This window comes from Cellulomonas fimi (assembly GCF_028527925.1).
In the GTDB taxonomy this organism is placed as follows: Bacteria; Actinomycetota; Actinomycetes; order Actinomycetales; family Cellulomonadaceae; genus Cellulomonas; species Cellulomonas fimi_C.
In genome coordinates this window covers 18,671-33,074 of sequence record NZ_JAPESW010000041.1, presented here as the reverse complement: position 1 = coordinate 33,074, position 14,404 = coordinate 18,671, and the positions used below count along the sequence as shown (strand labels likewise).

The window sequence follows — 14,404 nt, the reverse complement described above, 5'->3', positions numbered from 1 at the left end:
TGTCTCAGTCCCAGTGTGGCCGGTCGCCCTCTCAGGCCGGCTACCCGTCGTCGCCTTGGTAGGCCGTTACCCCACCAACAAGCTGATAGGCCGCGAGCCCATCCCTGACCGAAAAACTTTCCAGACGCAACAGATGCCTGTACGTCTCATATCCGGTATTAGCGACCGTTTCCGGTCGTTATCCCAGAGTCAGGGGCAGGTTGCTCACGTGTTACTCACCCGTTCGCCACTGATCAGACCAGCAAGCTGGTCGTCACCGTTCGACTTGCATGTGTTAAGCACGCCGCCAGCGTTCGTCCTGAGCCAGAATCAAACTCTCCGTAAATGTCTACATGGCACCCACCCACCGAAGCAGGCGAGCAACCGACACACGAAACAGCCCCGAAGGGCCAATCAGATTCGGCTGTCAAAAGAAGACCCGATCCACGGGGGTGGACGAGCCTCCTCAATCTCAACCAAGACCCACCACACACTGTGCGATGGACCATCTTGGCATCGACTACTTGGCACACTGTTGAGTTCTCAAGGAACAGACGCGCATCCGCTCGAGCCTTTCGGCTCTTCGTCAGAGGCTTTGTCGTTCTCCATCTTAGCGGACCTTCCGGCCGCTCCCGTCCGCCCCGTAGGGCTCGCGGTCGCGGGCTCAGGCCCTCCCGGACGAGCAGCAGGCGCACTGAGCTCCTGCGTACTGTTCGGGGGCGGCCACCCTCGGGACCAGCCACCGGGATCGTTCCTCGGTGTCCGTTCCTCCCTGCCGGGCGACATCGAGAACATTACGCGGGCTCTGGCGCCGGAGGCAAATCCGGTTGCGGTGACCCCCGTCACCAGTCCTCGTGCGAGCGTCGTCCAGGGCCGAAACGGCCCGCTGAACTGCGACGACGCCGTCGTGCGCGACCAGCCGGCCGCCTTCGACCGCGCTGCAGTCCGCTGAGAGAGCCAGCGGCCCGTCCGGCATGTCCTCTCCGTCCCCTGCGCATCTCGTCTCTCCGTCCGCTGTGCACCTCGTCGGGTGCGGGCGACCGTCTCCATCGAGACAGCTGCGCAGGGCCGCGCGGCGTCCGGGCGGCACGGAGAGCGCCCGCGTCGGCCCGGGCAGGCCGCACCCGGGTGCGGGCGCCGCCCGGAGGTGCGGCCGGCACCCGGTCGGCCGATCGGTCGGCCCGCACCGAGGCGCGAGTCGCTGCGACGGCGGATGCCCGGCCCCACGAGGGGTCCGGGCATCCGGGGTGGTCCAAGTTCGCGCTGCGCGCGCGGGGGTTCAGGCCTGTGCGTCGACGACCGCGAGAGTGCGCTTGCCGCGGCGGAGGACGGCCCAGCGTCCGTGGAGGAGGTCCTCCGCGCGGAGGACCGCGTCGTCCGCCTCCACGCGGACGTTGTTGACCGACGCACCGCCCTCCCCGATCGCTCGGCGAGCTGCCGCCTTCGACGCCACGATGCCCGAGGCCGCGAGCACGTCGACGACCGGGTCGCCGGCGCGGCCCGGGGCCGTCGGCAGCTCGGCGACGGCCGCCGCGAGGGTCGCCTCGTCGAGGTCGGCGAGCGAGCCGCGGCCGAAGAGCGCCTGGCTCGCGGCGACGACCTTGTCGGCCGCCTCGGTGCCGTGCACGAGGGACGTGACGTCGTGGGCGAGCGCGCGCTGGGCCTCGCGGGCGGCCGGACGCTGGGCGACGGCCTCGGCGAGCTCCTCGATCTGCTCGCGCGAGCGGAACGTGAAGATCTTCAGGTAGCTCACGACGTCGGCGTCGTCGGCGTTGAGCCAGAACTGGTAGAAGGCGTACGGCGTCGTGAGCTCGGGGTCGAGCCACACCGTGCCGGACTCCGTCTTGCCGAACTTGGTGCCGTCCGCCTTCGTCACGAGCGGCGTCGTGAGCGCGTGGACCGCGGTGCCCTCGACCTTGCGGATGAGCTCGACGCCCGACAGCAGGTTGCCCCACTGGTCGCTGCCGCCCGTCTGCAGCGTGACGCCGTGCCGGCGGTGCAGCTCCAGGAAGTCCATGCCCTGCAGGATCTGGTAGCTGAACTCGGTGAAGCTGATGCCCTGCTCGCTGTTGAGCCGGCGGGCCACGGTGTCCTTGGCGAGCATCGTGCCGAGGCGGAAGTGCTTGCCGACGTCGCGGAGGAAGTCGATCGCGGTCAGCGGCGCGGTCCAGTCGAGGTTGTTCACCATGGTGGCGGCCGCGGGTCCGTCGAATCGGAGCAGCGGCTCGATCTGGCGGCGGATGCGGTCGACCCAGCCGGCGACGATCTCCGGGGAGTTGAGCGTGCGCTCCCCCGTCATCTTCGGGTCGCCGATGAGGCCGGTCGCACCGCCGACGAGCGCGAGCGGGCGGTGGCCGGCGTCCTGCAGGCGGCGCACGGTGAGGATCTGGACCAGGTTGCCGATGTGCAGGCTCGGCGCGGTCGGGTCGAAGCCGCAGTACAGCGTCACCTGGCCGTCCGTGAGGGCGGCGCGCAGCGCGTCGGCGTCGGTGGTCTGGGCGACGAGGCCGCGCCACGCGAGCTCGTCGAGGATGTGGGTCACGACAGTTCTCCTGCAGAGGTCGGGGCGGCCGCGGTCGCGGCGCCCGCGAGAGGCGGGGCGCTCCGGACGGGCTGCACGGCCCGGGCGGGCACGTCGGGGACGTGCCGGACCGACCGGGAGAGCGCGAGGGTCGCGGAGCGCGGAGAGCACGGGGCCGACGTCGTCGTCCTCACGGGACGTCTACCGACGCCGGCCGTCGATACGCGGGCCGGTACGCCGACACGGTGCGCTCCCCCGTCAGCCAGTAGCGCCAGGGGAAGTGCGCCTCGCCTCCGGCGCCGGATACCCCGACGCGGGGGCCCGACGCGTGCGCGGACAGGGACGACCCCGCGTGCCGGTGCAGCACGGTCGCGCCGCCCGCCTCCGTGAGGTCCGCGCCGTTGGCGCGCAGGTCGAGGCCCAGGCACACCGCGAGGCGGGCAGGTCCGCGCGCGAGCTGCCGCTGCGAGTCGACGACGCCGACACGCTCGCGGCGCTCCCACGCGAGGTCCTCGCCCTCGACGACCTCGCCCGCGCGCAGCAGGACCGCGGCCGGGCTGCCTGTCGGCTGGGCGACGACGTTGAGGCAGTGGTGCAGGCCGAGGTGCCGGTAGACGTACAGGCGTCCCGGCTCGGCGAACATCACCGCGTTGCGCGGGGTGCGGCCGCGGTAGGCGTGCGAGCCGGGGTCGTCGGCGCCCCCGTAGGCCTCGACCTCCGTGAGGCGCACGGTCACGTCGCCCTCCGGCGACCGCGACGTCAGGTAGGAACCCAGCAGGTCGCGTGCGACGACGTGCACGTCGCGGCTGTACCAGACCCGGGCGGGCACGGCGACGACCACGCGCGGGTCGGCCGCGTCCGGTGTCGTCGGTACCTCGCTGGGCTGGGTCACGCGCTCATCCTGCCGCACGCGCTGCGCGACCGGCTCGCTGATCCGGGTCGCGGACGCGTCGCGGCGGCTTCCGTCCCGTGCGGTCAGGGCTCGACGAGGCGGCCGACGGCGTCGACGTGGACGTCCGCGCGCTCCCGCGTCCGCTCCCGCGCGAAGTGCTCGGACTCGGCGACCATCCACGCGAGCCAGTGCGCACGCGCGGCGTCGCCGTCCCGCTCGAGGCCGCGCGCCAGGCGCAGGTCCCGCGGCGCCTCGACCCACACCTTGACGGCGGCGACCGCGTCGGCCGCGGTCCGCGCCGAGCCGCAGCCGTCGAGGACCAGGACGTCGGGCACCGGGACGTCGTGCCACTCGGCGAACGCTCCCGCCGTCCAGTCGTAGCGGCGGTACCGACCGGGCCGGCCCGCGGCGAGGGGCTCGAGCACCTGGGCGGCGAGGCGGTCCCAGACACCCTCGAGGCCGTCCCACCCCTCGAGCAGGTCGTCGACGTGGAGGACGGCCGCCCCGAGCGCCGCACCGACCCGCCGCGCGAGCGTGGACTTGCCGGAGCCGGCCGGGCCGTCGACGCACACCACCGTGACGGCGCCGAGACGGGGGCGGGCGTCTCGCGCACGCGTCACGACGACGTCGACGGCGTCACGCCCGGTCGCGGTCTCGGTCTCGGCCGCGGGCTCGGGCTCGAGACCGGGCTCGGGCTCGGGCACCGGGAGGTCGGCGGTCACGGGGTCTCCTCTCGCGGGACCCCACATCATGCCGGTCAGATGCGGAACGCCGCCGTCGACGACGCCAGGCGCTCCGACACCTCCGCGATCGACCCGACCGTGACGCTCTCGCGCGCGAGGGCGTCGCTGGTCTCCCCGGCGCCGCTCGCGACCGACGACACCGACGTCGCGATCTCCCCGATACCCGTTGCCGCCTCACCGACGCCGCGCGACATCGCGGCGGTCGTCACGGACTGCTCCTCGACCGCCGCGGCGATCGTGGACTGGTAGTCGTTGATCGCCGCGATCACCTGCGTGATGCGCCCGATCGCGTCCACCGCGGCCGTCGTGTCGACCTGGATCGTCTCGATCCGGCGTGCGATCTCCTCGGTCGCGCGCGCGGTCTCGCCGGCGAGCTCCTTGACCTCGTTCGCGACGACGACGAAGCCCTTGCCCGCGTCGCCGGCACGCGCCGCCTCGATGGTGGCGTTGAGCGCGAGCAGGTTCGTCTGCTCCGCGATCGACGTGATGAGCCGCACGACGGCACCGATCTGCTCCGAGGAGTCCCCGAGGCGACCGACGGTGCGCACCGCCTCGTCCACGGCGGTCGTCGCCTCGGTCGCGACGGTGAGCGCCTCGCCTGCGTTGGTCGCGATCTGGCGGATCGAGGCGCCCATCTGGTCGGCACCGGCCGCGACGGACCTCACGGTCTGCGCGACCTGCTCGGCGGCCGTCGCGGCGGCGCCGGCGTCCGAGCTGGCACGCTCGGCCGTGGCCGACAGCGTCCGGTTGCCGTCGTCGAGCTGCTGCGTCGCGTCGTGCAGGACGACCACCTCGTCGGCGACGGCCCTCAGAGACCCGTGCAGCGCGTCGAGGCCGGCGTCGAGCGCTCGACCAGCTCGCCCGATCTGGTCGCGGTTGTCGAGGCGCGTGCGCTGGGTGAGGTCGCCCGCCTCGAGCGCTGCCGACACCCGGAACACCCGGCGGAGCTCGCGGTCGATCGCGTGCGCGCCCCACGTCGTGAGGCCGCCCGCGAGGACGGTCGCCGCGGCGGCGAGGCCGAGGAGCGTGCGGCGGGTCGCACCGACGTGCTCCGTGACCGCCGGGTCGCCGCCCGCGAGCGCGACGACCTCGGCGCCGTCCACCCAGGCGACGACGAGCACGGCCAGGACCATCGTGAGCATGACGAGCGCCAGCGTGAGGACCTTCGCGCGGATCGACATGTTCGCGAACCACCGCTGGAAGCCCGTGAGGGTGCTCAGGTACGGCCGGTCCAGCGCGGCCGCCCGTCGCGCCGAACGGGCGACCCGCTGCGCCGAGCGGACGTCAGGACTCACGGCCGTGCTGGTGGTGCTCACTCGGGTGTCGCTCCTCGTCGTGCCGACCACGCCAGGGGCTGACGCGTGCCGGCGTGAAGGTCGCCGGACCCATCGGCCGACGAGGCCCGGAGATGAGGAGCCCGCCCGGGTCAGTCCGTCGCGAACCGCTCGCGCAGGGCCGTCGCCGCGTCCCGGGCGGCCGCGAGCTGCTCGGCGACGCGCACCGGGGCGGTCCCGCCGGCGGCGTCGCGCGACGCGAGCGAGCCCTCGACGGACAGCACGGACCGGACGCCGCTCGTGAGGTGCGGCGAGATCGCGAGGAGGTCGTCGTCGGTGAGCTCCCACAGCTCGATCGCGGGCTCCCGCTCCTCGCACGCGCGGACGCACGCGCCCGCGATCTCGTGCGCGACGCGGAAGGGCACGCCCTCGCGGACGAGCCACTCGGCGACGTCCGTGGCCAGTGAGAAGCCCTGCGGGGCGAGCTCCGCCATGCGGGCCGTGTCGAACGTCAGGGTCGCGACCATCCCGGCGAAGGCCGGCAGCAGCACCGTGAGCTGGTCGACCTGGTCGAACACCGGCTCCTTGTCCTCCTGCAGGTCACGGTTGTACGCGAGCGGCAGGCCCTTGAGGGTCGTGAGCAGCCCGGTGAGGTCGCCGACGAGGCGCCCCGCCTTGCCGCGCGCGAGCTCCGCGACGTCCGGGTTCTTCTTCTGCGGCATGATGCTCGACCCCGTGGAGTAGGCGTCGTGCAACCGGACGAAGCCGAACTCCTTGGTCGACCAGAGCACGACCTCCTCGGCGAGCCGGGAGACGTCGACGGCGACCATCGCGGCGACGAACGCGAACTCGGCGACGACGTCGCGCGACGCCGTGCCGTCGATCGAGTTCTCGACCGGACCGTCGAACCCGAGCTCCGCGGCGACCGCGGCCGGGTCGAGGCCGAGCGAGGACCCGGCGAGCGCACCCGAGCCGTACGGCGAGCGCGCGGCGCGCGCGTCCCAGTCGACCCACCGGCCGACGTCGCGCAGCAGGGGCCACGCGTGCGCCAGCAGGTGGTGCGCGAGGAGGACGGGCTGCGCGTGCTGCAGGTGCGTCCGTCCGGGCATGGGCGCGTCGCCCGCCGCGGACGCCTGCGCGACGAGCGCGTCGACGACGTCGAGCACGAGCCCCGACAGGACGCGCGCCTGCTCGCGCAGGTACATCCGCACGAGCGTCGCGATCTGGTCGTTGCGCGAGCGCCCGGCCCGCAGCTTGCCGCCGAGGTCCGTGCCCGCGCGCTCGATCAGGCCGCGCTCGAGGGCCGTGTGCACGTCCTCGTCGTCGGGCGCGGGGCCGAACGCCCCGGACGCGACGTCGGCGCGCAGGCGCTCGAGCGCGTCGACCATGCCGTCGAGCTCGTCGGCGGTCAGCAGACCCGCACGGTGCAGGACGCGCGCGTGCGCGACCGACCCCGAGATGTCGTGGTCCGCGAGCCGCCAGTCGAAGTGGGTCGACCGCGACAGGTCGGCGAGCGCGGCGGCCGGTCCGGACGCGAACCGGCCGCCCCACAGCGCGAGCGGCGCCTGCTCGTCAGACACTGCCGATCCCGCCCTGCGAGCCGAGGTCCTCGGCGTTGCCGAAGCGCACGTCGCGCGCGGCGGCGAGCTTGGACGACAGGCCGTAGATCTCGATGAAGCCCTTGGCGGCCGACTGGTCGAACGTGTCGCCCGTGTCGTACGTCGCGAGGTTGAAGTCGTAGAGCGACGCGTCGGAGCGACGGCCCGAGACGGTCGCGCGGCCACCGTGCAGCACGAGGCGGATGTCGCCCGAGACGTACTTCTGCGTGTCGTCGATGAACACGTCGAGCGACTTCTTGAGCGGCGAGAACCACTGGCCGTCGTAGACGAGCTCGGTCCAGCGCTGCTCGACGCCCCGCTTGAAGCGGGCCTGCTCGCGCTCGACGGTGACGTTCTCGAGCTCCTGGTGCGCGGCGATGAGCGCGATCGCGCCCGGCGCCTCGTACACCTCGCGCGACTTGATGCCGACGAGGCGGTCCTCGACGATGTCGATCCGGCCGACGCCCTGGGCCCCCGCACGGCGGTTCATCTCCTGGATGGCCTGCAGCGGCGTCACGGGGACACCGTCGAGCGCGACCGGCACGCCGGCCTCGAACGTGACGACGACCTCGTCGGCGACCGGCGGGAACGTCGGGTCGTCGGTGTAGGTGTACACGTCCTTCGTCGGGGCGTTCCAGATGTCCTCGAGGAAGCCCGTCTCGACCGCGCGGCCCCACACGTTCTGGTCGATCGAGAACGGGTTGTGCTTGGTCGTCGCGATCGGCAGGTTGTGCTTCTCGGCGAAGTCGATCGCCTTGTCGCGGGTCAGGGCGAGGTCGCGGACGGGCGCGAGGCACGTCAGGTCGGGCGCGAGCGACGTGATGCCGACCTCGAAGCGGACCTGGTCGTTGCCCTTGCCGGTGCAGCCGTGGGCGACGGTCGTCGCGCCGAACTGGCGAGCCGCACGCACCAGGTGCTTGACGATGACCGGCCGGGACAGCGCGGAGACCAGCGGGTACCGGTCGAGGTACAGACCGTTCGCCTTGAGGGCGGGCATGCAGTACTCGGCGGCGAACTCGTCGCGCGCGTCGGCGACGTACGCCTCGACCGCGCCGCAGTCGAGCGCGCGCCGGCGGATGACCTCGAGGTCCTCGCCGCCCTGGCCGACGTCGACCGCCACGGCGATGACCTCGGCACCGGTGGCCTCGGCGATCCAGCCGATGCCGACGGACGTGTCCAGGCCGCCGGAGTACGCGAGGACGACACGCTCAGTCATGGAACTTCTCTCTTCTCAGGGGGTGTGCGGGTCTGGGGTGCTCAGTCGAGGGGGCGCGGACGCGGCTCGGGCCGGGCGTCGGTCGCGAGCGCGAGGAAGCGGGCCGCGAGCGCCGTGCCGGCGGCCGCCGGGCCGCCGGAGTCGTCGCCCTCGCGGGCGATGACGAGGACCGTGTCGTCGCCGGCGATCGTGCCGAGCACCGCGGGGAGCACGGAGTGGTCGATCGCCGAGGCGAGGAACTGCGCCGCACCCGGCGGGGTGCGCAGGACGACGAGGTTGCCCGACGCCTCGGCGGTGACCAGGAGCTCCGCGCACAGACGGGCGAGCCGCGCGGCGAGCATCTCCTCGTCGACCCCCGTCGTCGCGGTGCGGTGTCCGCCCTCGGCCGGGACCGCGTAGGCGAGCGCACCCGAGGGGGTCCGCACCTTCACGGCACGCAGCTCGACGAGGTCGCGCGAGAGCGTCGCCTGCGTGACGGACACGCCCTCGGCGGCGAGCAGCTCCGCGAGCTGCTGCTGCGAGTGCACGGTGCCGCGGGTCAGCAGCGACTGGACGAGCGCCTGGCGCGCCGCCTTGGTCGACGGGACCGGCCCGGACGCGACGGTCACGACTGCTCCAGGAGCCACGTCAGGAGCGCCTTCTGCGCGTGCAGGCGGAACTCGGCCTCGTCCCAGACGACCGACTGCGGGCCGTCGAGCACGTCGGCGGTGATCTCCTTGCCGCGGTAGGCGGGCAGGCAGTGCAGGACGATCGCGTCCGGCGCGGCGAGCGCGAGCGCGGCGGCGTCGACGCGGAACGGCACGAACGGCGTCTCGCGCTCGGCGGCCTCGCCCTCCTGGCCCATCGAGACCCAGGTGTCGGTCGCGACGACGTCGGCGCCCTTCACGGCCTCGGCGAGCGAGCCGACGACCGCCACCGAACCGCCCGTGCGCTCCGCGATCGCGGTCGCGTCGGCCAGCACGCCGGCGTCGGGCTGGTAGCCCTCAGGCGTGCCGATCCGGACGTGCAGCCCGGCCGTCGCGCCGCCCAGCAGGTACGAGTGCGCCATGTTGTTCGCGCCGTCGCCGACGTACGCGAGCGTCTGGCCTGCGAGGCGACCGACGCCGCCGCGGTGCAGCGCGACCGTCGCGAGGTCCGCGAGCACCTGGCACGGGTGGAACAGGTCGGTGAGCGCGTTCACGACGGGGACTCCGCCGTGCTCCGCCATCTCCTCGAGCCGCGACTGCTCGTACGTCCGCCAGACGACCGCCGCGACCTGCCGGCCGAGCACCCGCGCGGTGTCCGCGACGGACTCGCGCACGCCGATCTGCGCGAGCGTGCCCTCGACCAGCAGCGGGTAGCCGCCGAGCTCCGCGATGCCCGTCGTGAACGACACCTGCGTGCGCAGCGTCGGCTTGTCGAAGATCACCGCGACCGCGCGCGGCCCGACGAGCGGGCGGCGGACGTAGCGGTCGTCCCGGAACGCGAGCGCGAGCTCGAGGACCTCGCGCTGCTCCGCGGGCGTCAGGTCGTCGTCGCGCAGGAAGTGCCGGGTCATGCCTCGGCCCCCAGGTCCGCCGGGACCGCGGCGAGGAAGTCGACGAACGTGCCGGCCTGCTCCTCGGTCAGCACGAACGGCGGCGCGAGGCGGATCGTGGTCGGCGTGCACGGGTTGACGACGAAGCCCGCCTCGAGCGCTGCTGCGGCGACCTGCGGCGCGACGGGCCGGGCGAGCTCGATCGCGATCAGGAGACCCGCGCCGCGCACGTCGGTCACGAGCGGGTGCCCGAGGCCGGCGATCCGCGCGCGGAGCGCGGCGCCGAGCGTCCGGACGTGGTCGAGCAGGCCGTCGCGCTCGATCACCGCGATCGTCGCGAGGCCCGCCGCCGCGGCGACCGGGTTGCCGCCGAACGTCGTGCCGTGCTGGCCGCGGCCGAGCAGCGTCGCGGTGCGCTCGCCGTACGCGACGAGCGCGCCGACCGGGAAGCCGCCACCGAGACCCTTCGCGAGCGTCACGGCGTCGGGCACGATGCCGCCGCCGATCTCCGGCTGCTGGTACGCGAGCCACGAGCCCGTCCGGCCCATGCCGGTCTGCACCTCGTCGAGGATCAGCAGCGCGCCGTGCTCGGCGGTCAGGCGACGCGCGAGCGCGAGATAGCCGGGCGGCAGCGGCCGCACGCCCGCCTCACCCTGGATCGGCTCGACGACGAGCGCGGCGACCTGCGCACCCGCACCGTCGGCGAACGCGGCCTCGAGCGCCGCGGCGTCGCCGAACGGCAGGAACTCGACGCCGCCGGGCAGCGGCTCGAACGGCTCGCGGTACGCGGCCTTGTGGGTGAGCGCGAGCGCACCCATCGACCGCCCGTGGAACGCGCCCTCGAGCGCGAGGACGCGCGGGCGGTCGGGGCCGCCGTTGCGCCGGGCGAGCTTGAACGCCGCCTCGTTGGCCTCCGTGCCGGAGTTCGTGAGGAACACGCGCGACCCCTCGGGCGCCTGCGCGAGCGACAGGAGCCGCTCGGCGAACGCGATCTGCGTCGGGCTCGCGAAGAAGTTCGACACGTGGCCGAGGGTGCCGAGCTGCGCGCTGATCGCCGCGGTCAGCGTCGGGTGCGCGTGGCCGAGCGAGTTCACCGCGATCCCGCCGAGCAGGTCGAGATAGCGGCGGCCGTCGGCGTCCCACACGTACGGTCCCTCGCCGCGCACGAGGACGCGCTGCGGGGCGCCGAACGTGTCCATGAGCGCGTGCGTGTAGCGCTCGGTCCACTGCGCGACCGAGCCGTCGACGGCCTGGACGGGCAGCGACGCGTCGGGGGCCGCGGGGGCCCGGTGCCGGGCGCCCGAGGGCGTGACGTCGGTGCTCATGCGGGGACCTCCGGGGTGGGCCGGACGGCCGGCACGGGGGCGGTGAACGGGGCGTCGGCGGGCTCCTCGTCCGGCAGCACCATCGTGCCGATGCCGTCGGACGTGAAGACCTCGACGAGGATCGAGTGCGGCGCGCGGCCGTCGATGACGTGGGCACGGCCGACGCCGCCCTCGACGGCGCGCCAGCACGCCTCCATCTTCGGGCGCATGCCCGAGTCCAGGGTCGGCAGCAGCTCGGCGAGCTCACGGGCCCGCAGGCGGCGCACGAGCGACGTGCGGTCCGGCCAGCTCGTGTAGAGGCCCTCGACGTCCGTGAGGACGATGAGCTTGCGCGCGCCGAGCGCGACCGCGAGCGCCGCGGCCGCCGTGTCGGCGTTGACGTTGAGCACCTGGGTCGGGTCGTCGATGTCGGGCGCGACGGTCGAGACGACGGGGATGCGGCCCGCGTCGAGGAGGTCCTGCACCGCGCCCGGGTTGACGTGCACGACGTCGCCCACGAGGCCCACGTCGACGTGCTCGCCGTCGACGACCGCGGTGCGCCGGCGCGCCTGGAACAGGCCGCCGTCCTCGCCCGACAGGCCGACCGCGTGCGGGCCGTGCGCGTTGAGCAGCCCGACGAGCTCGCGCGAGACCTGCCCGGTCAGGACCATGCGCACGACGTCCATCGCCTCGGGCGTCGTCACGCGCAGGCCGCCGCGGAACTCCGACTCGATCCCGAGCCGGTCGAGCATCGCGTTGATCTGCGGGCCGCCGCCGTGCACGACGACGGGCCGCAGGCCGACCTGGTGCAGGAACACCATGTCCTCGGCGAACGCGCGCTTGAGCGTGTCGTCGATCATCGCGTTGCCGCCGTACTTCACGACGACGAGCGCGCCGCTGAACTTCTGCAGCCAGGGCAGCGCCTGGATCAGCACCTCGGCCTTCTGGTCCGGGCGCAGGTCCGTCCGGGTGTCGAAGTGGAAGTCGTCGGGGACGCCGCTCATGTGGAGTACGCGCTGTTCTCGTGGACGTAGTCGTGCGTGAGGTCGTTGGTCCAGATCGTCGCGAGCTCGGCGCCCGCGTGGAGGTCGATGAGGACGTGCACCTCGCGGTTCGCCGCGAGGTCGACCTCGGTGCGGGGTGCGTGCGCTCCCCCGGCCCGGCAGACCTGGACGCCGTTGATCGTGACGTCGAGCAGGTCGGGGTCGAACGCGGCGACCGACTCGGGCACCGTCCCGACCTGCGCGAGCACGCGGCCCCAGTTGGGGTCGTTGCCGAACATCGCGGCCTTGAACAGGTTGGAGCGGGCCACGGCCCGGCCGACGGCGACGGCCGCGTCCTCGGTCTCGGCGCCGACCACCGTGATCGCGATGTCGTGCGTCGCGCCCTCCGCGTCCGCGACGAGCTGGCGGGCCAGCTGGCCGCAGACCGCCGTCAGCGCGGCGGAGAAGCCCGCGGGGTCGGGCGTGGCGCCGCTCGCGCCGGAGACGAGCAGCGCGACCGTGTCGGACGTCGACATGCAGCCGTCCGAGTCGACGCGGTCGAACGTCGCGCGCGTCGCGGTGCGCAGCGCGTCGGCTGCGACGTCCGCGTCGACGACCGCGTCCGTCGTGATGACGCAGAGCATCGTCGCGAGCCCGGGCGCGAGCATGCCCGCGCCCTTCGCCATGCCGCCGACCGTGAAGGTGCCGAAGTCGCCGGGGACCGTGACGTGCGCGGTCTTCGCGACGGTGTCGGTCGTCATGATGGCCGTCGCGGCATCGGGGCCGCCCGCGCCGTGCAGCGCCGCTGCGGCGTCGTCGACGCCCGCGAGCAGCTTCTCGATCGGCAGCCGCTCGCCGATGAGGCCGGTCGACGCGACCACCACGTCGCCCGCGGAGACGCCGAGCACGTCGGCGACCTTCTCGGCCGTGCGGTGCACGTCGGCGAACCCGTCGGGACCCGTGCAGACGTTCGCGCCGCCCGAGTTGAGGACGACGGCCGAGACCGTGCTGTCGGCGACGACCTGGCGCGACCACACGACGGGCGCGCCGACGACGCGGTTCGTCGTGAAGACGGCCGTGCCGACCTGCAGCGGACCGTCGTTGACGACGAGCGCGAGGTCGGGACGGCCCGACGCCTTGAGCCCGGCGGTCACGCCGGACGCGCGGAAGCCCGCGGCGGCGGTGACACCTGGCGAGGCGAGGTCGTCGGTGTCGACGGCTGTCTGCTGAGCCATCAGTCCTCCTGGTCCACGGTCGGGCGGGCGGTTCCTGCTCCTGCGCGCGTGCTCACGGCGCGACCCCCTCGACCGGGAGGCCGAGCGTCTCGGGCAGCCCGAGCGCGAGGTTGAGCGACTGCAGGGCGCCGCCCGCGGTCCCCTTGACGAGGTTGTCGATCGCCGTGACCGTGACGACGCGGCCGGCGCGCGCGTCGACCGCGACCTGCACGAGCGCGGTGTTGGCGCCCAGCGTCGCCGCCGTGGTGGGCCACTGCCCCTCGGGGAGCAGGTGCACGAACGGCTCGTCGGCGTAGGCGGCTTCCCACGCGGCGCGCACGGCCGCCGGGTCGGTGCCCTCGACGAGCCGGGCGGTCGCCGTCGCGAGGATCCCGCGCGACATCGGCACGAGCGTCGGCGTGAACGAGATCGTCACGTCGGGCGCGCCCGCCGCCTGGAGGTTCTGGGCGATCTCCGGGATGTGCCGGTGTGTGCCGCCGACGGCGTACGGCTGCGCGGAGCCGAGCGCCTCGCTCGCGAGGAGGTGCGTCTTGAGGGTGCGGCCGGCGCCCGAGTAGCCGACGGCGAGGACCGCGACCACGTCGACGGGCTCGATCAGGCCCGCCGCGACGCCGGGCTGCAGGCCCAGGGTCACGGCGGTGACGTTGCATCCGGGGACGGCGATGCGCCGGGCGTCGGCGACCGTCGCACGCTGGGCGACGGCCGTGTGCTCGCCGGCGTGCAGGAGCTCCGGGAGGCCGTACGGCCAGGTCCCGGCGTGCGCGCTGCCGTAGTACGTCTCCCACGCGACCGGGTCGACGAGGCGGTGGTCCGCACCGAGGTCGACGACGATCGCGCCGTCCCCGCGCTCGGCGAGCTCGGCGGCGACGGCGCCGCTCGCACCGTGCGGCAGCGCGAGCACGACGACGTCGTGCCCCGCGAGCGCGTCGACACCCGTCGGCTCGAGGACCCGGTCCGCGAGCGAGCGCAGGTGCGGGTGGAGGCCGCCGAGGGTCGCGCCGGCGTTGGAGTGGGCCGTGAGGGCACCGATGCGGGCCTCGGGGTGCGCGAGGAGCACCCGGAGCATCTCGCCCCCGGCGTACCCGCTGGCCCCCGCGACCGCCACGCTGAACGTCATGTGCATGAACATACACGGTGGTGCAC

12 protein-coding genes and 1 rRNA gene are annotated in these 14,404 nt (G+C 73.9%); all 13 read right to left on the bottom strand.

Features of this window, described 5'->3' with window-relative positions; translation table 11 throughout:
* Nucleotides 1-325 (bottom strand): 16S ribosomal RNA (locus tag OMK64_RS15890); the annotation flags it as partial.
* Nucleotides 326-1,258: 933 nt separating this feature from the next.
* Complete coding sequence (tyrS, locus tag OMK64_RS15885) at nucleotides 1,259-2,521, bottom strand: tyrosine--tRNA ligase (protein ID WP_272729332.1); 1,263 nt, start codon at nucleotides 2,519-2,521, stop codon at nucleotides 1,259-1,261.
* Between the two features lie 169 nt (nucleotides 2,522-2,690).
* Nucleotides 2,691-3,392 carry a DNA-3-methyladenine glycosylase gene (locus OMK64_RS15880; protein WP_272729331.1) on the bottom strand — a complete coding sequence of 234 codons (702 nt, stop codon included), beginning with the start codon at nucleotides 3,390-3,392 and terminating at the stop codon, nucleotides 2,691-2,693.
* A gap of 83 nt (nucleotides 3,393-3,475) precedes the next feature.
* Nucleotides 3,476-4,114 carry a nucleoside/nucleotide kinase family protein gene (locus OMK64_RS15875; RefSeq protein ID WP_306469334.1) on the bottom strand — a complete coding sequence of 213 codons (639 nt, stop codon included), beginning with the start codon at nucleotides 4,112-4,114 and terminating at the stop codon, nucleotides 3,476-3,478.
* Nucleotides 4,115-4,149: 35 nt separating this feature from the next.
* Nucleotides 4,150-5,451: a methyl-accepting chemotaxis protein gene (locus tag OMK64_RS15870; RefSeq protein WP_272729330.1), complete on the bottom strand. Its 1,302-nt coding sequence runs from the start codon at nucleotides 5,449-5,451 to the stop codon at nucleotides 4,150-4,152.
* Between the two features lie 110 nt (nucleotides 5,452-5,561).
* Nucleotides 5,562-6,989 carry an argininosuccinate lyase gene (gene argH, locus OMK64_RS15865; RefSeq protein WP_272729329.1) on the bottom strand — a complete coding sequence of 476 codons (1,428 nt, stop codon included), beginning with the start codon at nucleotides 6,987-6,989 and terminating at the stop codon, nucleotides 5,562-5,564.
* Nucleotides 6,982-8,223, bottom strand: coding sequence for an argininosuccinate synthase (locus OMK64_RS15860; RefSeq protein ID WP_272729328.1), 1,242 nt, complete (start codon nucleotides 8,221-8,223; stop codon nucleotides 6,982-6,984). Before OMK64_RS15860 ends, argH begins: the two co-directional genes overlap by 8 nt.
* A 41-nt stretch (nucleotides 8,224-8,264) precedes the next feature.
* Nucleotides 8,265-8,831, bottom strand: a complete 567-nt coding sequence (locus tag OMK64_RS15855) for an arginine repressor (RefSeq protein WP_272729327.1) — start codon at nucleotides 8,829-8,831, stop codon at nucleotides 8,265-8,267.
* A complete protein-coding gene (gene argF / locus OMK64_RS15850; protein ID WP_272729326.1) occupies nucleotides 8,828-9,760 on the bottom strand; it encodes an ornithine carbamoyltransferase in 933 nt (310 codons plus the stop codon). Before argF ends, OMK64_RS15855 begins: the two co-directional genes overlap by 4 nt.
* Nucleotides 9,757-11,064, bottom strand: a complete 1,308-nt coding sequence (locus tag OMK64_RS15845) for an acetylornithine transaminase (RefSeq protein WP_272729325.1) — start codon at nucleotides 11,062-11,064, stop codon at nucleotides 9,757-9,759. Before OMK64_RS15845 ends, argF begins: the two co-directional genes overlap by 4 nt.
* Complete coding sequence (argB, locus tag OMK64_RS15840) at nucleotides 11,061-12,047, bottom strand: acetylglutamate kinase (RefSeq protein ID WP_272729324.1); 987 nt, start codon at nucleotides 12,045-12,047, stop codon at nucleotides 11,061-11,063. Before argB ends, OMK64_RS15845 begins: the two co-directional genes overlap by 4 nt.
* Nucleotides 12,044-13,261: a bifunctional glutamate N-acetyltransferase/amino-acid acetyltransferase ArgJ gene (gene argJ, locus OMK64_RS15835; RefSeq protein ID WP_272729323.1), complete on the bottom strand. Its 1,218-nt coding sequence runs from the start codon at nucleotides 13,259-13,261 to the stop codon at nucleotides 12,044-12,046. The genes argB and argJ overlap by 4 nt, the downstream gene beginning before the upstream one ends.
* Nucleotides 13,262-13,313: 52 nt before the next feature.
* A complete protein-coding gene (argC, locus tag OMK64_RS15830; RefSeq protein WP_272729322.1) occupies nucleotides 13,314-14,378 on the bottom strand; it encodes an N-acetyl-gamma-glutamyl-phosphate reductase in 1,065 nt (354 codons plus the stop codon).
* Nucleotides 14,379-14,404 lie beyond the last annotated feature (26 nt).

What these genes read in the sequence shown, in the direction of transcription:
- OMK64_RS15860 (WP_272729328.1), bottom strand. Translation starts at nt 8,223, where the DNA reads ATGACTGAGCGTGTCGTCCTCGCGTACTCCGGCGGCCTGGACACGTCC.
- argF (WP_272729326.1), bottom strand. Translation starts at nt 9,760, where the DNA reads ATGACCCGGCACTTCCTGCGCGACGACGACCTGACGCCCGCGGAGCAG.
- OMK64_RS15845 (WP_272729325.1), bottom strand. Translation starts at nt 11,064, where the DNA reads ATGAGCACCGACGTCACGCCCTCGGGCGCCCGGCACCGGGCCCCCGCG.
- argB (WP_272729324.1), bottom strand. Translation starts at nt 12,047, where the DNA reads ATGAGCGGCGTCCCCGACGACTTCCACTTCGACACCCGGACGGACCTG.
- argJ (WP_272729323.1), bottom strand. Translation starts at nt 13,261, where the DNA reads ATGGCTCAGCAGACAGCCGTCGACACCGACGACCTCGCCTCGCCAGGT.
- argC (WP_272729322.1), bottom strand. Translation starts at nt 14,378, where the DNA reads ATGACGTTCAGCGTGGCGGTCGCGGGGGCCAGCGGGTACGCCGGGGGC.